Annotated in this window: 14 protein-coding genes and 1 riboswitch; of the genes, 5 read left to right on the top strand and 9 right to left on the bottom strand. The window is 41.1% G+C overall.

Annotation, left to right across the window (positions count from 1 at the left end; genetic code table 11):
* Positions 1-18 precede the first annotated feature (18 nt).
* From LKM37_02370 to LKM37_02355, 4 genes are all read right to left on the bottom strand, one after another.
* Positions 19-1215, bottom strand: a complete 1197-nt coding sequence (locus LKM37_02370; GenBank protein ID MCI1719860.1) for a DUF6051 family protein — start codon at positions 1213-1215, stop codon at positions 19-21.
* An 85-nt stretch (positions 1216-1300) separates the two neighbouring features.
* Entirely contained in the window at positions 1301-3280 is a 1980-nt protein-coding gene (locus LKM37_02365; GenBank protein MCI1719859.1) for a hypothetical protein, read from the bottom strand.
* A 131-nt stretch (positions 3281-3411) separates the two neighbouring features.
* Complete coding sequence (locus LKM37_02360) at positions 3412-5388, bottom strand: TonB-dependent receptor (GenBank protein ID MCI1719858.1); 1977 nt, start codon at positions 5386-5388, stop codon at positions 3412-3414.
* Positions 5389-5560: 172 nt separating this feature from the next.
* A complete protein-coding gene (locus tag LKM37_02355) occupies positions 5561-6409 on the bottom strand; it encodes a DUF4465 domain-containing protein (GenBank protein ID MCI1719857.1) in 849 nt (282 codons plus the stop codon).
* Between the two features lie 46 nt (positions 6410-6455).
* A riboswitch (cobalamin riboswitch) is annotated at positions 6456-6646 on the bottom strand.
* A 57-nt stretch (positions 6647-6703) separates the two neighbouring features.
* Here LKM37_02355 and nrdD point away from each other — a divergent pair.
* Both nrdD and LKM37_02345 read left to right on the top strand, forming a co-directional pair.
* Positions 6704-8923 carry an anaerobic ribonucleoside-triphosphate reductase gene (nrdD, locus tag LKM37_02350; protein ID MCI1719856.1) on the top strand — a complete coding sequence of 740 codons (2220 nt, stop codon included), beginning with the start codon at positions 6704-6706 and terminating at the stop codon, positions 8921-8923.
* A gap of 28 nt (positions 8924-8951) precedes the next feature.
* Entirely contained in the window at positions 8952-9533 is a 582-nt protein-coding gene (locus tag LKM37_02345) for an anaerobic ribonucleoside-triphosphate reductase activating protein (GenBank protein MCI1719855.1), read from the top strand.
* A 74-nt stretch (positions 9534-9607) separates the two neighbouring features.
* Here the strand turns inward: LKM37_02345 and LKM37_02340 are convergent, their stop codons facing one another.
* Positions 9608-10027 carry a transcriptional repressor gene (locus LKM37_02340; GenBank protein ID MCI1719854.1) on the bottom strand — a complete coding sequence of 140 codons (420 nt, stop codon included), beginning with the start codon at positions 10025-10027 and terminating at the stop codon, positions 9608-9610.
* A gap of 141 nt (positions 10028-10168) precedes the next feature.
* Complete coding sequence (locus LKM37_02335) at positions 10169-12148, bottom strand: heavy metal translocating P-type ATPase (protein MCI1719853.1); 1980 nt, start codon at positions 12146-12148, stop codon at positions 10169-10171.
* An 82-nt stretch (positions 12149-12230) separates the two neighbouring features.
* Between LKM37_02335 and LKM37_02330 the strand changes: the two genes are divergently transcribed.
* Positions 12231-12716: a hypothetical protein gene (locus tag LKM37_02330; GenBank protein ID MCI1719852.1), complete on the top strand. Its 486-nt coding sequence runs from the start codon at positions 12231-12233 to the stop codon at positions 12714-12716.
* A gap of 485 nt (positions 12717-13201) precedes the next feature.
* Here LKM37_02330 and LKM37_02325 read toward each other — a convergent pair whose 3' ends face one another.
* On the bottom strand, positions 13202-14926 hold the full coding sequence (locus tag LKM37_02325) for a C69 family dipeptidase (GenBank protein ID MCI1719851.1): 1725 nt from the start codon (positions 14924-14926) through the stop codon (positions 13202-13204).
* A 45-nt stretch (positions 14927-14971) separates the two neighbouring features.
* On the opposite strand from LKM37_02325, the gene LKM37_02320 reads away from it, so the two are divergent.
* The gene (locus tag LKM37_02320; protein ID MCI1719850.1) at positions 14972-15439 is read left to right on the top strand and encodes a hypothetical protein; all 468 of its coding nucleotides are present in this window, start codon (positions 14972-14974) and stop codon (positions 15437-15439) included.
* Between the two features lie 16 nt (positions 15440-15455).
* Here the strand turns inward: LKM37_02320 and cdaA are convergent, their stop codons facing one another.
* Positions 15456-16238 (bottom strand): diadenylate cyclase CdaA, encoded by a 783-nt coding sequence (gene cdaA, locus LKM37_02315; protein ID MCI1719849.1) that lies wholly within the window; start codon positions 16236-16238, stop codon positions 15456-15458.
* A 112-nt stretch (positions 16239-16350) separates the two neighbouring features.
* Positions 16351-17178, bottom strand: coding sequence for a hypothetical protein (locus LKM37_02310; GenBank protein MCI1719848.1), 828 nt, complete (start codon positions 17176-17178; stop codon positions 16351-16353).
* 76 nt (positions 17179-17254) lie between these two features.
* Between LKM37_02310 and LKM37_02305 the strand changes: the two genes are divergently transcribed.
* Positions 17255-18085 carry a histidinol-phosphatase HisJ family protein gene (locus LKM37_02305; protein ID MCI1719847.1) on the top strand — a complete coding sequence of 277 codons (831 nt, stop codon included), beginning with the start codon at positions 17255-17257 and terminating at the stop codon, positions 18083-18085.
* Positions 18086-18089: the final 4 nt, after the last annotated feature.

The raw sequence follows: 18089 nt of genomic DNA, 5'->3' as shown, positions 1-18089 counted from the left end.
CCGCTTAAAATAGGGGAACTATTTAAGGAACCTCTCGGCTGTGTCAAAGACGCGTCTGAAACTTTTATATAGTGTTTCCGGCAGCAACTCTTTCATTCTCAGTGATGCAGAGTGAGGAGCCGGGAACGGAATCTGGTGAGAATATTCAAAAGGAAAATCTATCTCTTCTACTAGGTTGGAATTTTTTATCCCGACAGCGTGCAAAGCGCCAAAGGTTGGGATGACTTTATCTTTTTTAAGAGTGAGCATTTTTATTCTGTTGCAAGCCTTTGTGAAAAACGATTCTCTCTCTTGCTTAAGGCAGTCAACTGTTATTAAAGATTTGTAGGCTTCATGAATTGAGTCTCCGCTAGTCTTAACAAAGTCATTGCAATAGTAATTGTGAATCTTTGCAAATGCCTCGCTGTCAACAATATCTTTTGAACTTCCGTTCATGTCTCCAAAAATGGAGCCGCCGCAGAAAGTGCAAAGTTTGCTGTCGGAAAAATTTCCATCAGGATTAGCAATAAGAACAGTCTGCGCCAGCAAAGCGCCAACGGAGTAGGCAAAAATATCTATTCTGCAATCTTGCGAGAATATTCTTTTCCCGTCATTTAGGATTTTTCCCTCCCTGATATCTCTGCCAAGCTGGGCAATGTTATAGACTGATTCTCTGCCGGATACATAAAATCTTTCCGGACAAAGAGAGAGGCGGGAACTTAGAGCAACATTGCAGAAAGTGGAGTTGCTTATTCCTCCAAACAGCACCCTCCTTTTTGATGACCATGGCATCATAAGCCTTGGCGCACACCAAGATGCGGGCGTTCTGTTCATGTGAAAAGCCATCGGGAATAAAATGACAGGACGGTTGCAGTTAATTGCAAGGTCTTCTGCCCAAGTGAGATACTTCTCCCATGAGCGTTCATTCAATCCGTGCAGCAGCAATATGCACTCTTTAAACTCTTCTGTATTAGCTTCTTCTGCGCCCGTGATATTTTTGCCGGCGGGTTTGAAAATTACAAAATCAAACTCTCTGTTCTCTATAATCTTTGTTTCATTATCGGTGCAAAAATCTGTTGAAGGCATTCCAACTTGCAGAGAATCAGTGCTATCGCTCCCCAATCTTTCAGAAAAATGAAAGGGAAGAATTTCTACTTTAGTATCGTCAATTGTATTTTTCTTTTCAAAGGAAAAATATGATTTGAGCTTTTTGGTCCGCTCGGCAATATCAATCATATTATAGTTTTGCCGCAAATTGTATCGCGACAGACAAATGTAAGCAAAAAGAGGGCCCCGCTATTCTGCGGAGACCAATGGTGCTTTATTTAACAAGATTGTAATCTTTTATACAAGATACCTCCGTGCTCTCCTCTCCAATCCATCCGTCCTGACAGTTGATGCCTGTCTGCACTTTTACAAAGTTTATGTATTTAAGTGAGACAGCATTTCCGCTTGTATCTATGGCATTGCTGATTTTGAAGTAGTTAGCTTGTGATAATGCGTGAGGATTATTTGCGGGGTCAACAGCTGCAAGTCTGTCAATCAGACTGAAATTATCAGCATATCCCCATTCAAAAGCGCTGTTAACCCATGAGGTTGCGGAGAGCTGCTTGTTATTGTCAGGCAGACGGGTACCGGTAAACTTCAATGAGTTAGCCGTAACATTTACAATTCCCGCAGCGCTGCCATAAGTTGCCGTACCTGCAGCTGCCCATGCAGGATAATAATTTTGTGAGTGATAGGTATTGCGTCCAATTACTCCGCTCTTGCCATCTGAATCTGTCCACGGAATGTCTGCGGTTGCAGATGCCGGCTTTGTATAAGTTACAGAGTATTTGCGGTTTGTAGTGCCTTTGGAAAATTCGCTCCCTGCAAGTTCATACCATGTATCATCAGGCAAGCCGTTGCCGTTTGCATCTTGCATCACATAGACAATTCCGGGTTCTGAAGAACCGTCAAAAGAATTTCCAAGAATCTCAATATTATAACCTCCATCATTTTGCACAGCGTGGTCAAACCCTGCAATTATGTAACCGCCAAATCCTCCAAGAGATACAATCGCTTTTTGTTTCAACCTGTTCAAAGCATAAGAACAGGCGGCTGACATTGTAGAAGCAGAATAACCTTCATTCACAAATTGTCCCGGCGCAGGCATGAATTCATAAACTTTATTGCAGTAAGCAGCACTGTTTTCCTCTCCAGGATTTAATTCTCCTACACTCTGTAATCTGCTCTTGGTGAATGCAATATGAGCGGGAATGTCTCCGGTTGTTGCGCTCCATTTCATTACTCCTGCAGGAGTAAAACAATATAAAGTTCCCGGAGTTACATAATCTCCTGCATCCGTTACAAAAATTTCTCTTGTCTCCGGATTTACCGCAATACCATAAGGAGTTTTAATTTTTGAGTCTGTCCCATCGGTTATAAAATTGCCGCCGGATTTTTGTTTTGTTTTTATATTATAAATCTCATAAGATGGTGTGTGCTTGCCTGTTGCATAACTGTAAGCATTGCCCAGGACATATAAAGAATCTCCGCACAATGTCATCTCGGAACAAGCTATCCCAAGTCTCCCCGTTACACTTCCGCTTGCGGTATTTATCACATAAATGTCGGATCCGGTGCTGTTGTAATCTCCGCTTGATGAGACATACACATTTCCATAGGAATCTGCCTGCATTGCGTGAAGATTAATTGCAACGTCAATAGTATTTTCAATTTTAAAACTATTCAGATTAATGACGGAAACTGTTCTGTCATAATTTGGAGCCATGTATCCGCCGGAGTTTGCCACATACATTTTATTCCCGGCAGATACCATTTGTTCGGGTTGGTAACCAACTGTTAAAGTGTCTGTTATTGCAAGAGAGGTTGTATCTATTTTTGCAACGTATCCTTTGCGGGCATTAGGATTTATTGATACGGGTCCCGCATAAGAAGTTACATAAGCGTAACCTCCGTGAAAAGCCAGGTACCTGCAATTTGGAATTGAAATTGCCGTAATGTGTTTTGCAGTGGCGGCATCCATCACTTCCAGATAGTTGGAGCAATTTATTATAGCGTAAATTTTTCCTCCGTAAATTTTTATATCATTTCCCACATCTCCAAGTTCACGTGAAACAGTAGGATTTATGCTTGGAAAAATATTTTTGTAATACGTTCCGCTTTGATAATCAAAATAATCCAATGACGCTTTATTGCTTCCCATATTTCCTTCATTTAGCAGATAAATGCCTTGGATATTTTTTGCATTATAGCCCGGGGTGACCGGGGTGTTGGCTGACGGAACAATCTCTTCCATCTTTCTGCAACCTTGTACCGCCGTGCAACAAGCATATAATAAAAGCATTACTATAACAAAAGAGTAATGTTCTAGGATATGTTTACAATATGTTTTTAAAATATCTTTCACCTTTTTATTTCCTCCGTCCTCTAAAAACTTACGCTCACAATAAATCTGAAATTAATTCCTGGCATTGGGTAGCATCTTACTACCTCATATTGCTGATTGAAAATATTATTTACCTCCGCAGTAAGTCGCACATTCTTAATGCTTTTAGAGATAGAAAAATCGCTGGTATACCAAGGCTGCTCATGATTCTCAACTGTGTTTGCCTGGGAAGTATAACGTTCTCCGGTATAGATGAAACTGTAATTAGCCTCCCATCCTTTGTATGTTCCGCCAAGAATTAAAGAACCGCTGTTCCATGGAACATAAGGAATTTGCCCTCCATAGTAGCTGCTGCTTTTATCTGTAAAATCTTGCGCCTTCTGATATGTATATGTCAATCTTGCATTTATCCTTGCTTTGCCAATTGCACATTCTCCGGAGGCCGCGGCATCAATCCCTTTAATCTCCACGTAACCAAGGTTTACCATTGTCCATCTAAATTGGTTAGATGCGGGCATTGCAATTATTTTATTGTTGATTTCATTGTAGTAGGCATCAACATCTGCCGTTATATTTCTTAAAAAACCGCTCTTCCACTCTTTCTTGTATCCCGCTCCAACATTGTATTGCTCAGCTACTTCCGGCTCCAAGTTTACGCTCCCCACAAACGTATAGTACAAATCATTCAGCGTAGGCATGCGGAAAACCTTTTTATAAAATGCGCGGAAGTTTAAATCTATATTATCAAACGGAGCGTAAGATGCGATAACTGCCGGAGTAAATTTATTTCTATCCTTTGCTGCCTTGTAACCGCTCTTAACATCCTCAGTTACGTAATTATAGAGCAGGCTGGCCTGCACCTTTACCCTGCTGAATCTCAGGGATGTAGCGGCTGCAGCATATAAATTATATCGTTTTGGATAGACAAAATTCAGCATATCTGAATTAAGTTTATTCCATTGCAAATCTGCGGAGAGATTTACATTCCACCATTTGAAAATTCTAAAATCATTTGCAGCGGAGGCGTAAAGCTCATGTTGTTTGTAGTGGTTGTTCACATACATTGTGCTCACATCTTTCCTAGGGTCAGAGAGATAGTGAAGCCAGTCATAAGAATATTTCCCCTTCAGCATCAAACCGTAAAAAGAGGAGAAATTTTTTCTCCACAAACCTTGCGTGAAGAAATTCTTATCCCACTGCCTGTCTGCGTTAATAAATTTCCCCGGTTCCTGCCTGACCGATGCTCCCGGATAACCGCGCCTGGAATCATAGTAATAACTCTTGACACTCCACTCCGCGCTGCGTGCAATGTCATCTGAATAGGCTCCGTTCCTCCCGTTGCCAAACAATGCAGCCTCCACCCTAAGTGCGTGAACATCACCATTATGGCGGTACTGAGTTGTATCATATCCGCCGGATTTTTTATATGTAAATTTATATCGTCCGCTGGTGTATAAATACTCCGCGCTTAAAGAACTGCTGACTTTCTCAGAGAGTCTGTGCTCCCATAAAACAGATGGATTTACAGTTGCAAAAGAGCCCCCCTTTAAAGTCACTTTTAAATTATTTGATGCTTTAAATTTTTTTATTCCCGACAGATTTTCTGCTGAGTAATTTTCAAAAACTGGAATTCTTGTTTGAAGATAAACAGAACTTGCGGAGGCAAAATCTTTCGCACTCTGGAAGATGGAACTCTTTTGTCCGTTATAAAGAGAGACGGACTCCATGTTGTCCAGAGAAAATTTCCCCAAGTCTATAATTCCGTTCTGCGCATTTCCCAGTTCTATTCCGTCATAAAAAACTCCAACGTGCTGGCTTCCCATACTTCTGACATTCACGGTTTTAAGTCCGCCTATTCCTCCGTAGTCCTTAATTTGAACTCCGGAAAAATATCTGATAGCATCCGCAACAGAGTGAACGCTCAGCTTCTCCAACTCCTTTCCATGCAGAGATTGGGCGGGAATGATTTTAATCTGAGCTCTGTCTGCAACTACAACGGCCGGATGAAGATACTGCATGCTGTCCAAAGAATTCTTTGATAATTTTTTGGACTGCAGCTGGTTATCCTGTGCCGCAGCAGTTCTTGACAATAAAACTGTCGGGACCAATAAAAGAGTCAGTATCAAAAGTTTGCAAGCCCGCACGCTAAAGCCTTTTTATAATTAACTGTAAAACAAACAAACTGTTTCTCTAAAAAATAGGGGCTTTTGCTTTTGGCGTTGTTCCTCTATCTATGCGGACCGCAATGTTGTCTATTGCAAAGTAGGCTGCATTATTCATTCCGTAAGTACCTGTATCTGAACTGCTCATATCAATGTAAAGGGTGTGGATTTTTCCGAGAGAAGACAAATCTACAGGTTGCCATTCAGAATAAAAGCCCTTGCCTGTTGTGTTGTAAAAGTCTACAAGGTAAGCACTTACGCTACCTGTGGTATTGCCGTTCTTGTCTATTCCTTTAAATGTAACTTTAAACCAGCCCTTGTTTGCGGCGGTCATAGGATTCTTTCCAACTCCAAAAACATCATCTACCATTGAGGTGTAGTAACCGTAAGTCGTATTGCAGATATATAGGTGATCTATAACACGTTGCGTGGTATCCGTATCACTAAAGTACATAGTCGGCCCTTCTGAATATGCCCCCTTGTATCCATAAGATACGGCGCAATTTTTTGAATTGTTATATCCCGGATAACCTGCTTTGTTTTTGTAATAAACATTCATTTGATATTTATACCAGTCGCCACCTGATATAGAAGAGAAATCCATTCTGTTAAAATTTGAGACTGCAATTCCGCCGCTATAGTACTGGTCTCCGTTGCACTTGGAGCAAAGTCCCGTGCTGTCATCCATCCAATAATATTTTTGTCCGTAAAGGTTTGTGCCATATTCGTCGGAAGCAATCATAGAAGACTTCATGGATTCAAAAGTTAACGTAGCTACTTTGTAAGCAGGTTCGTCATCATTTTTGCTGCAGCTCTGTAAAGTGCATAAGCTCAGCAGCATGCACAAAGTGCACGCACATAGCAATAATTTTTTCATATAATAAATCATAAGATAAATTTTTCCCGTTTTCCGCAGGTACAATTCACTGCACAATTGCAAATGCCGGTCTTCTGACTTATTCCGTCTTGGCGCCTTCCCAGTAAATAACCAGTGGCAAAGAGAACCAAAACTTTTATGGAACTTACAGCAGCGGAAACTGTCGCCGATTTTCACAGCGTTCCCTGTTGCGTTTGCGGAGGCAAAGGTAATAAAATATTCTATTGTTGAAAAAATGTTAACTACCCGTAGTCAATATTCGATAACTTTGCGAGTGCATACTTAAACAAAATCATGGGCAGTTCGGAAATTCAAATTGTAAAACGCGGTGGAAACCGCGAAAATTTTTCTGTAGAAAAAATTAAAAACGCAATTAACAAGGCGTTCTTATCAGTAGGAGCTTTTGCAACAGATGAGGATTTAACAGCTATCCTTTCTCACGTGAGAGTTTCCAACAATATGAATGTGGAGGAGATTCAAAATCAGGTAGAAAAGGCATTGATGACAGAGAAGTATTTTGATGCTGCAAAGTCATATATGCTTTATAGACAGAGCCATACGGAGGACAGGGAAGTTCGCGACAGATTGGAATTTTTGATTAATTACTGCAAAGCGGAAAACGCTGCAACGGGGAGCAAGTATGATGCAAATGCAAATGTTGAGAAGAAAAATATAGCTACGCTTATTGGTGAAATTCCAAAAGCGGGGTTTATTCGCTTGAACAGAAGATTGCTTACTGACCGTTTGAAGGATATGTTTGGGAAAGAGTTTGCAGACAAGTACATGCGTCTTCTTAATAATCATTTTATTTACAAAAATGATGAGACTAGTCTTGCAAATTATTGCGCAAGTATAACCATGTATCCTTGGCTGTTAAGCGGAACAACTTCTCTTGGCGGCAACTCTTCCAGACCTACAAATCTTAAATCTTTTTGCGGAGGTTTTGTAAATCTTGTGTTCATAGTTTCCAGCATGTTGAGCGGTGCGTGCGCAACTCCTGAGTTTCTTATGTACATGAATTATTTTGTGGGCAAGGAATATGGAACTGATTATTACAAACATGCAGATAAAGTTGTTGATCTTTCCGTAAAAAAGAGAACAATAGAGAAAGTTATTACGGATTGTTTTGAGCAAGTTGTTTATTCAATTAATCAACCTGCCGGCGCCCGCAATTTCCAGGCAATATTCTGGAACGTAGCATATTATGACCGCTACTATTTTGAGAGTCTGTTTGGTGAGTTTAGATTTCCTGATGGGACAAAACCGGATTGGGAGTCTCTTTCCTGGCTTCAGAAAAAATTCATGAAGTGGTTTAATAAGGAGCGCACAAGGAGTGTTCTTACTTTCCCTGTAGAGACAATGGCGCTGCTTACGGAAAATGGAGATGCAAAAGATGAAGAGTGGGCGGACTTTACAGCGGAGATGTATTCAGAGGGACACTCTTTCTTCACATACATGAGTGATAATGCAGACTCATTATCAAGCTGCTGCAGACTTAGAAATGAAATTCAAGATAACGGATTTAGTTACACTCTTGGTGCGGGCGGAGTATCTACCGGTTCAAAGAGCGTGCTGACTATCAACCTTAACCGTTGCATTCAGTATGCCGTAAAGAACGGGAAAAAATACATGGAATTCTTAGAGGATATTGTTGATACCGTTCATAAAGTTCAGCTGGGTTATAATGAAAATTTGAAAGAATTGCAGAAACAAGGAATGCTTCCTTTGTTTGATGCAGGTTTTATAAATATCAGCAGACAGTATTTGACAATCGGAATTAACGGACTTGTAGAAGCTGCTGAGTTTCTTGGAATTAAGATAACGGATAATCAATACTATGCAGCATTTGTTCAGCAAGTTTTGGGGTTGATTGAGAAGTATAATAAGAAGTATCGCACAAAGGATACAATGTTTAACTGTGAGATGATTCCGGCAGAAAATGTTGGAGTTAAACATGCCAAATGGGACAGGGAGGACGGATATAAAGTTCCAAGAGATTGCTATAACAGTTACTTCTATGTTGTTGAAGACCAGTCTTTAAACATCATTGACAAATTTAAGATGCACGGAGAAAAATACATCAAACATCTTACCGGAGGTTCTGCGCTTCACATGAATTTGGATGAGCACCTTTCAAAATCTCAGTACAGACAGTTGCTTGTTGTTGCGGCAAAAGAGGGTTGTAACTATTTCACTTACAACATTCCAAACACAGTGTGCAATGATTGCGGACATATTGACAAGCGCTTCTTAACAGAGTGCCCCGAATGTCACAGCAAGAATCTGGATTATTTAACCAGAGTAATCGGTTACATGAAACGCGTCAGTAATTTCTCCGCCGCCCGTCAGCAAGAGGCTGCAAGAAGATATTATGCAAAAGATAACGGAGAGATAGAGAAGAGCATCTTTGTGGATGACGCATCATCTAGCGCAGAATCTGCTGCAGCTGAGGTGAATACATCTGCCAAGAGAAATGCGGAAGTTGCAGCGGAAAAAGTTGCAGTAGAGAAATAATTTCTCTTTCTTTGGAGGATTGTGAGGAATGCTTAAATGTTTTAATTATGATATTGTCTGCCAGGAGATACCGGATGAGGTTACCCTGGCAGTTAATATTTCCGGATGTCCTATCAGATGTCCCGGATGTCACAGCAAATGGTTGTGGGAAGATAGGGGAGATGAATTGAATGAAGAGACTGTCGGGATATTAATGAAAAGATACGGAGCAGACATTACATGCTTTTGCTTCATGGGGGGAGATGCTGAGCCTGAGGAAGTTCTGCGGCTTGCAAATTTTCTTAAATCAAAATATCCAAAGATAAAAACCGGATGGTATTCCGGCCGCTCAACTTTACCAGATGCAGCAAACGCTGTATCTTCACATGCATCAGCTGTATCTTCACGTACATCTGCTGTATCTTTACGTACATCAACAGGTTCCATAGATTCCAGCTCTTTGTCAAAGTCTCCTTTTTGTAAAACTTTTGATTATATAAAGTTGGGTCCGTACAAAGAAGAGTGCGGCGGATTACGTTCTCCAAAAACAAATCAAAGATTATTTAAAATTTCAAATGGCGCTGCTACTATTTTGAAATTCAGCAGCAAAAATACTCCGCTGTCTGAATAAAAATTCTTTTTAAGCTTAAGGCCGCGTCAGCGTGGCACGTGCAATTTTGTGGTGAAGCTGAGCGTTACATGCTATTACTTTCCTGAGCAGTTTGGGCACAGTCCTTTGATAACATAGTTAACATCTTGTACCTCAAAGCCTGAGGGAAGATTAACTATAGGGACAGGCAAGCCCTTAAAACAGAATGTTTTGTGACATTTAACACAATAGAAATGTGCATGCTGGTCTTCAACGGAACAATCACAATCATCAGAGCAGACTGCATATTTTACAGCACCTGTTCCGTCATCAATGCAATGAACAAGATGGTGTTCATGGAACAAAGTTACGGTTCTAAATAGTGTGGATTTATCTGCGGTGTCCAGCTTTTCCTCAAGGTCTGTAAGAGATAATGCCGTACCCGCATCCATCAATGTGCGCAGCACCAGCAGACGCATTGCAGTTGGGTGTATCCCCCTGAGGTCCAGCTTATCCAGATATTTTTGCTCTTCCATAAATGATTGCAAAAAATAAAATTAAATTGAATAAAATAAATTAAATAATGCGCCGCAATGTTTCTTTTAAAATTTATCTAGGCATTACGTTATTTATGCAAGTTATTTACGCAAGGCAAATTTAGCGTTAATATTTGATTGTTAATCTCTCTTTGTAATTGTCCTGATTCTCATAGAATTCAGCACTGCAAGCAGAGCAACTCCGGAATCTGCAAAAACCGCCGCCCACAAAGATGCAAACCCAAGGGCTCCAAGAACCAGAATAATCAGCTTTATACCAAGAGCTAGTATAATATTCTCATTTACAATGTATTTTGTGCACTTCCCAATTTTGAAAGCAGTTGCAACTTTGCTTGGCTGGTCCGTTTCAATCACAACGTCCGCCGTCTCAATTGCAGCGTCGCTCCCAAGTCCCCCCATTGCAATTCCAATATCTGCAGTTGCCATGACAGGTGCGTCATTTATGCCGTCTCCCACAAATGCAACTTTAGTATTTTTTTCTCCCGACAGTTCTTTGATATGTTCAACTTTTCCTTCCGGCATAAGGTCTCCGTAATACTTTGGAAAGCCTAGATTATCAGCTAAATATCTTACTATATCAGATTTGTCTCCGCTCAATATTGCAAGGTTGTTTATTCCAAGTTTTTTAAGATTTTCAGCAGCGGCGCGGGAATCTTCTTTTACTGTATCGGCCAGTAAAATATAGCCGGCAAATTTTCCGTTGATTGCGCAGCACACTACGGTTTTTACCATGGTAAAAAGTTCCGAGGGAACAAGAATATTTTTATCGTTTAGCAGTCTTGCTTTGCCCACAAGAATTTCTTCCCCGTTCATAACGGCGGCAAGTCCCTTGCCTGCAATCTCCTGCACATCAGATATTTTAGGCAGAGACTGCAAAAATTCTTCCTCTGAAATTTCTCCATTATTTTTTGCTGCTGTCAAATATTTTCTCTTTGCGTACTCCAGAATTGCCTTTGCAATAGGGTGATTGCTGTTCTGCTCCACAGCGGCAATAGGATATAATACACTGTCGGGAACATTATTCTGAACTTCAAATACTCCCTTTGTCAGTGTGCCTGTCTTGTCAAAAACAACTGCATTTATTTTAGTTATTGCATCCAGATAGTTGCCGCCTTTGAACAAAATTCCTTTGCGGGATGCTGCGCCGATTCCTGCAAAATAACTTAGCGGGATGCTGAGTACCAGGGCGCAAGGGCAGGAGATTACAAGAAAAACAAGCCCGCGGTAAAGCCAGTCGGAGGACACATACTCAAAACCCCCGTTTGCCACAGCACCAGCAACAGCCGGATTTACAATAGAATATAGATACGGAATAAAAACAATCAATACAGCCAGCCCCATTACCGCAGGAGTGTATATTCTTGCAAACTTTCTGATAAACAGCTCTGTAGGGGCTTTGCGCTCAGAGGCTTCCTGCACCATTTTTAAAATGCGGGAAATTGCGCTCTCCCCAAAAGGCTTTGATATTCTTATGTTTACAACTTTATCGGAGACAATCATTCCGGCCAGAACCTCACCGCCTTTTTTTATGGAGCGCGGCACGCTCTCTCCCGTCAGGGCCGCTGTATTGAATAATGCTGCATCAGAAACAAGTGTTCCATCCAACGGAACCCGCTCTCCAACCTTAATCCTAATAACTTGTCCGACAACAGCTTCTTTTGAATTAATAATTTTCTCTTCCCCGTTGTCACCAATAATTCTGGCTGTTTCCGGCCGCACATCCATCAGAGCAGTAATGCTTTTCTTTGCTTTGTTCACTGCCCTGTCCTGGAACACTTCCCCTATTGAATACAATAGCATAACTGATACAGCCTCAGGGTATTGTCTTATGCATAAGGCTCCTATTGTTGCAATGCTCATGAGCGTATATTCAGTGAAAATATCCTTCTGCAACATGTTTTCCCAGGACTCCTTCATTACAGGAACGCCCACAGGCAAGAAAGCGGCAATGTACCATATCGGCATTATCCATTGATTCTTCTCCAAAAATTCAGTTGCTGCAAAGTGCTCAAGTACAATGCCTCCCAAAAGCAGCAGCGCAGAGGAAATGATTAGAATCCACCGTTTATCAATGCCGTTATGTCTGTGTTCTGAGCTCATAAATCCCTTTTTATGGTGCAAAGATATCCTGAGCATTGTGCAACCAAGTTGCAATTAGAGATAAAAAACTTAAATTTGTGGTATGGGAAAGAAATTCTTAAAGTATACTCTTATTGCTGCGGTGGCTGTCATAGCACTTGCGGCATGTGTTAAAAACCACACTACGGTCGTTAATCAGATTGTAGCTGATTCTGTTTATGAAGGAACTTTGTATGTAGATAAATCTTTTACAAAAGATTCTACAGTTATCTTCCTTGAATTTCCGGATAATTCTGATAAGGCAAATGTCTCTTTGGTTGCTGTTAGGCTATCTTCCTCAGAAACAGAGTTTTATACAATAGGGATAGAGGGTATTTCCTATAGCGCCACTTCCTCTAAAATTACTTTAACAGGAGATAATATTGTTCCCACCGTTTCCGGTGAGGCAAAATCAGATTTAACAATCAAAAACTTTGAGGCTACCGTAGACTCCAGCGCAGATCCGGAGCGCATAGTCTTCACAATGACCATGGGCACCCATGAAGTAAGCTTCACCGGCGAGCTGATTTACAAGAAGTATATAGAATAGGGATTATCATCCTTTCGCCAGGGGGGTACTCTTGGTATATTCTGCCTATCAACATGTTATAAAAGATGTCCTCCGTGGGGAAGTGCATCTTTTGCGGCCTTGGGGACGTATTGTCGTAACTCTCTGATTTGGTGTAGTCTGGGGCGACATTGATAATCAAAAAGTTGCAAAACATCTCGGATTTAAAATTGAGATCTTTCGTAACGCATTGATGCACAATTCCCCCTATGGGTACACTTTTAGCACATTGCCCTAGAACACACTAGGAGCCAAGTTTGTTATTTGTGATATTGCATTCCGCCGAGATTGCATGTGCCGCTTTGCGTCACATGCGTACGGCCCGGCACAAAGCGCCGTGCCGTTTTGTGTATAACGCGGCTCCCGCCGCGGAAATGCACGCTCCCTACGGTCGCGGGCCTGCGGCCTTGGGGACATAAAAAAAACAGGCGAGGAATTCGCCTGTTTTTATCTTTTTGTTGCGTGGCTTATTTAGCCGGCGCAGGTGTTTCCATCTTGTCGCCGTGGTCTTTTGCAACGGCATCTAGCCATTTCTGTGGATAGCCAGGCTGATATGGCATTTCCGGAGTTACAGCATCAAAACCGTTGTTCTTGAATGAACCGTCGGGATTCTGCTTTTTAATATTTCCGTCCATGTATTTTACAAGAAGGTATTCATCCATGTTCTTGAATGTCTTAAACATACGGTCTGCAAATTTCTCGCTCCAGCCTGTCAGATACTCTTTAACTTTTGTAGTATCATTATTATTTTCTTTAAGAATTCTTAATGCCTGAGCATCTACGTCAGGAACAATTTTTAGAGCTCCGTTTTCATGTTCATCAATAGCCTTTCTTACCTCAGGGGCAATATCCTTGTAACGTGAATATGCAAAGTTTGCAATACGATTGAACAGCCAGAATGCTGAGGAGTCTGAATACTTCATCATGTTGCCATTGCCAACTCTAAAACAAAGAGGAGCAATGTTTCCGCTGCTGTAAACAGGTGTAAGGCAAGAGGTTGCAGTATCATCAACTCCAAACCAAATAATTCCGCCAATAGCATCCGGCAACCAAGGACGAGCCTGACCTACCAGCCAGAATCCTGTTTGCTGTGTTGCAACTGATCTCTCAAATTCATAAGTCTTGCCATTGGAAGTGAAAGTCATAGGACGCCATCTGTAAGGGCACTCAAAAGGACCTGCTCCAAGGTCATGTGAGAAATCCATCGGAGTATTCTCAAAATGATCTCTCATTGCATCCGCAACATCCTTAACTGTAAGCAGATGTGAAGGCTTAATATAAAGCGGCATTCTGTTGGAAGGGTTAGTTCCAAGAGCATAATCCAAATAATAGCTAGCATCTTTATCTCCAATTTTTCCGCCTCCAAGAATGTTAAAGAAACTCCAAACTCTAGTTTCACAACCTCTTAAAACTTCAAATGAAGCAGGGTCAAATGCCTCTGAAAAACTAAACTTATCATCCGGTCCGCTATAGTATCCGTTCTCTTTTGCAAACTTGATAATGTCTTTAGAGTAAAGGCAGTTCTCAGGGTCATTAAGCGGGAAAGTGGTTATGCGTGAGTAGTTTGCATGTCCTGATATATAACCGTCAGGGATTCTGATAGCAACCCATGCGGCACCCTTGTTAATGTTTCTTCCCTTCTTGTCAAACTTCATTCCTTTGCCGACAATCTCCATAATCCAAGCTTCATTTTTATCTGCAATGGAGAAAGACTCACCCTCTGAGCAATAGCCGTAAGTATCCATAAGATCAGAGATGATTTTTATGGCCTCGCGTGCAGTCTTGGCTCTCTGAAGAGTAACATAAATCAATGAACCATAATCCATTTTAGCTGTGGTATCTACAAGAGACTCTTTTCCTCCAAATGTTGTTTCCGTGATAATCAGCTGGAATTCATTCATGTTTCCCATGGTAGAATAAGTTCTGTGAACCTGAGGAATTTCCCCAATGTACCTTCCGTTATCCCACTGGTAAATTTTTAGCATGCTTCCTTTAGGCCAAACACGTCCTTGAACATGATAAAGTTCTCCGTATGAAGTGTGCGAATCTGCTGCATAAGAGACCATTACGGAGCCATCTTTTGAAGCTCCCTTGGTTACAATTATATTTGTACAAGCCTGAGATGTGTTATATGAGCCGCAAAAAATGAGCGCAGCCGCAGCAATAAAAAAGGTTTTGAAATTGATTTTCATAATGTTTATTAACTTTGTGATTAACAAATATAGTAAATAATTGTTATGAAAAAATTAACTGTCCTTGCGGTTAAGTATGTTTTAGTTGCCGCAATTATTTTGGTATCAGCAATTTATTCAATTCCTTCTTTTGCCCAGCAGCAGGAGAAAGAGAAGACGCCGGAAGAGGTAGCCGCCTCAGAGGTAAAAGCTATGGTAAGGGAGCTGCAACTATCTGATGCGCAGGAATTTTACTGCGATTCTATTCTTACCCACAATTATACTTCTATGAAGAGCGATTTTGAGAATCTTCAGAAATCGGGAATGCAAGAGGCCAGCACATATCAATTTCTTAAGGACAGATGGCAGAAAAAGACTCTTGAGGCTTTAAAGAAAGTGCTTGATGATCAGCAGTATATCAAATACTTGAGAAGAATCGGCAAGGGCAGAGAGTACAAGAAGGGCAAGGATGGAAAGTACTATCTGAAGAATGATCCAAACAAGGATAAAGAGAAGGATAAGGAGAGTAAGTAATTTTTCTCCCGACAGTTTATTTATAGGATTCCTCTATGGCCAGTCTCAATTCATTGATGCTGGTCATTGTTTTTAGTTCCCCAGCCTTTACAAAAGAGATATTTCCGGTTTGCTCGGAAACAACAATAACGGTTGCATCAGTTTGTTCTGTCAATCCTGCGGCGGCTCTGTGGCGCATTCCGTAATTTGCAGGAATATTCTGATTATCAGACATTGGCAGCGTACATCTTGCGGCTATAAGTCTGGTGGTATTCATAATTAAAGCGCCATCATGCAGCGGTGAATTTTTAAAGAAAATATTCTCTATAAGTCTTCTGTTTACAAGCGCGTCAATCCTGTCTCCTGTCTCAATAACAAACTCCAGGGATGAGGCATGCATCATAACAATAAGCGCTCCTGTTTTAGTTTCTGCCATTCTGCGCACGGCTTGAGTAAGTTCATTCAAAGTTGTCAGCGGGACATCTTTCTCCTCCTGTCCAAATAATTTGCGGGCAAAATTGCCCCCCTTTCTCCCTTTAAATGAGGTAGTTCCAATGTGCAGCAAAAACCTTCTGATTTCCTGCTGAAAAATCACTATCAGCGCAATAACGCCAACTCCAAGCACTTGTCCAAGAATTGCGGAGAGCAAATTCATGTGCAGCGCTTTTACAACCACCCAGACAAAGTAAATAACTATAATCCCGATGAATATATTCATTGCGGAAGTTCCACGTATCAGCTTGTAAATCTGGTAAATAAGGAATCCTACAAGAATAATGTCTATTATGTCAATAGGTTGTATGTTTACAAAATCAAACATGTTTTATTGCTCTAAAGCTGCGTTTAATAAAATAGATGCCGCTATTAATTGCCTCAAAATTAATGAAAAAGTTTTACAATCGGCATCTGCTCAATTAATGCTGGCTGCTGCGCTATTCCACATAAGCAAGAGTTGCAATGCTTACTTTGCATTCAATTCCCGCCTCCGCGCAGGCTTTTAGTAAAATTGATGCGCATGCCTCCAATGTGGCTCCCGTTGTAAGTACGTCATCTACAATCAGAAAATGTATGGGAGAAAAATTTGCCGTGCCGGTTGCAGAACCTTTCTCCCGTTTTGCGTTAACATTCTTTGCACAGCGCCCAAGTCCGCGTGGGGAAATCTCAAAAGCATCCTCAACATTTCTCCATCTGCTCAATCTGTCCTTCTGTGTTTGTGTCTTTGTAAAATGCTTGCGTTTAAGTATTTGCGTGTACACCTCGGGGCTTGCATGTCCACCTTCCATGCCGTTTGTTAGTCCGAGTTCAATTCCGCGCGCAATAATTTCCGATTGATTAAAACCGCGCTTCAATTTTTTCCTCCAGTGCAGCGGCACGGGGATAACGCAGTCTATGCAATTATTTTCTCCGGCGCTGTGCGCAATTTTTTCTCCAAGCATCTGTCCCATGTAAAGGCCCATCGGGATATTTCCCTTATACTTAAGGTCATACACACATCTCTTATATTCATTTCTAAAAAACATCAGCGGAAAAACTCTCTCAATTTTTATTCTTCCCCAAAAAATAATTTCCGCAGGGTTATTCTTAAAATTCCAAAAATACGTAAGCGGAATTCCCGCCATGCACTCCAGGCAAAAATGCTTTTCAAATTGCCTGAGCTCTCTTCCGCATACTGCGCATTGCCGCGTAACAAACAGATTAAAAGCTGTTTGAGGCAATGCCCTTATTGCGTAAAAAATTTTTGCCGGCCAGTTGTTTTTCATAGCAAAACAAAGTAATGTATAAATGAGTACTTTTGCGTGCAACAAAAACAAAACTTTTTGCAAAAGAATAAAATTGATGAATTTTTTTGATAATCATACACATTCAGAGTTTTCTCCCGATAGCAGAATGACTGTGGAGCAGGATATTAGAGCGGCTCTTGAGAAAGGACTGGGTGGAGTTGCAATCACCGATCATTTGGATTTAGATGTTCCCCGCAACAGCGGCGCCTTTGAGTTTGACATAGCAGCCAGGCAGAAAAAAATTGCGGAAGTAGTGGAAAATATGGAGCTTGGAAAATTAAAAGTTCTAAGAGGCATAGAGGTGGGATTGCAGCCGATAAGCATCAAGCACACACTGGATTACGTTGCTCCATACAAATTTGACTCAGTAATAGCTTCAATACACTTTATTGACAGCCTGGACCCTTATTATGGTTCTTACTATAAGAGCAAAAGCAAAAAAGATGCTTACGGCAGAACATTTGAGCTTATGCTTTCAACTGCAATGGAATACAATGACTTTGACATCCTTGGACATTTTGATTATGTGGCAAGATATGCCCCCTACGATGATAAGGATGTTACCTATAAAGAATTTGCGGAGTACCTGGAACCGCTTCTGAAATTTCTTGCGGATAGCGGGAAAGCCTTGGAAATCAACACAAAATCTTATGAAAAGGGAGTCAGTCACGGCATAGGAACAACTCAAGCGCTCAAATTGGATTTGAATATCCTGCGCAAATTCCGCGAATTTGGCGGAGAGGCAATTTCACTTGGCTCTGATGCTCATGATGCGGCAAGAGTAGGTGATAACTTTAAGACTTACTGGCAAATGGCCCAGCACTGCGGGTTCAAATATCTGTGCTACTTTGAGAATCGCAAAGCGATATTTTACAAGCCTGAGTAATTAA

The organism is Bacteroidales bacterium (assembly GCA_022647615.1).
In the GTDB taxonomy this organism is placed as follows: domain Bacteria; phylum Bacteroidota; class Bacteroidia; order Bacteroidales; family UBA932; genus Egerieousia.
Note: the sequence above shows the minus strand (reverse complement) of the source record. Positions and strands in the feature narration are given on the sequence as shown.

What these genes read in the sequence shown, in the direction of transcription:
- LKM37_02370 (MCI1719860.1), bottom strand. Translation starts at nt 1,215, where the DNA reads ATGATTGATATTGCCGAGCGGACCAAAAAGCTCAAATCATATTTTTCC.
- LKM37_02365 (MCI1719859.1), bottom strand. Translation starts at nt 3,280, where the DNA reads ATGGAAGAGATTGTTCCGTCAGCCAACACCCCGGTCACCCCGGGCTAT.
- LKM37_02360 (MCI1719858.1), bottom strand. Translation starts at nt 5,388, where the DNA reads ATGCAGTATCTTCATCCGGCCGTTGTAGTTGCAGACAGAGCTCAGATT.
- LKM37_02355 (MCI1719857.1), bottom strand. Translation starts at nt 6,409, where the DNA reads ATGAAAAAATTATTGCTATGTGCGTGCACTTTGTGCATGCTGCTGAGC.
- nrdD (MCI1719856.1), top strand. Translation starts at nt 6,704, where the DNA reads ATGGGCAGTTCGGAAATTCAAATTGTAAAACGCGGTGGAAACCGCGAA.
- LKM37_02345 (MCI1719855.1), top strand. Translation starts at nt 8,952, where the DNA reads ATGCTTAAATGTTTTAATTATGATATTGTCTGCCAGGAGATACCGGAT.
- LKM37_02340 (MCI1719854.1), bottom strand. Translation starts at nt 10,027, where the DNA reads ATGGAAGAGCAAAAATATCTGGATAAGCTGGACCTCAGGGGGATACAC.
- LKM37_02335 (MCI1719853.1), bottom strand. Translation starts at nt 12,148, where the DNA reads ATGAGCTCAGAACACAGACATAACGGCATTGATAAACGGTGGATTCTA.
- LKM37_02330 (MCI1719852.1), top strand. Translation starts at nt 12,231, where the DNA reads ATGGGAAAGAAATTCTTAAAGTATACTCTTATTGCTGCGGTGGCTGTC.
- LKM37_02325 (MCI1719851.1), bottom strand. Translation starts at nt 14,926, where the DNA reads ATGAAAATCAATTTCAAAACCTTTTTTATTGCTGCGGCTGCGCTCATT.
- LKM37_02320 (MCI1719850.1), top strand. Translation starts at nt 14,972, where the DNA reads ATGAAAAAATTAACTGTCCTTGCGGTTAAGTATGTTTTAGTTGCCGCA.
- cdaA (MCI1719849.1), bottom strand. Translation starts at nt 16,238, where the DNA reads ATGTTTGATTTTGTAAACATACAACCTATTGACATAATAGACATTATT.
- LKM37_02310 (MCI1719848.1), bottom strand. Translation starts at nt 17,178, where the DNA reads ATGAAAAACAACTGGCCGGCAAAAATTTTTTACGCAATAAGGGCATTG.
- LKM37_02305 (MCI1719847.1), top strand. Translation starts at nt 17,255, where the DNA reads ATGAATTTTTTTGATAATCATACACATTCAGAGTTTTCTCCCGATAGC.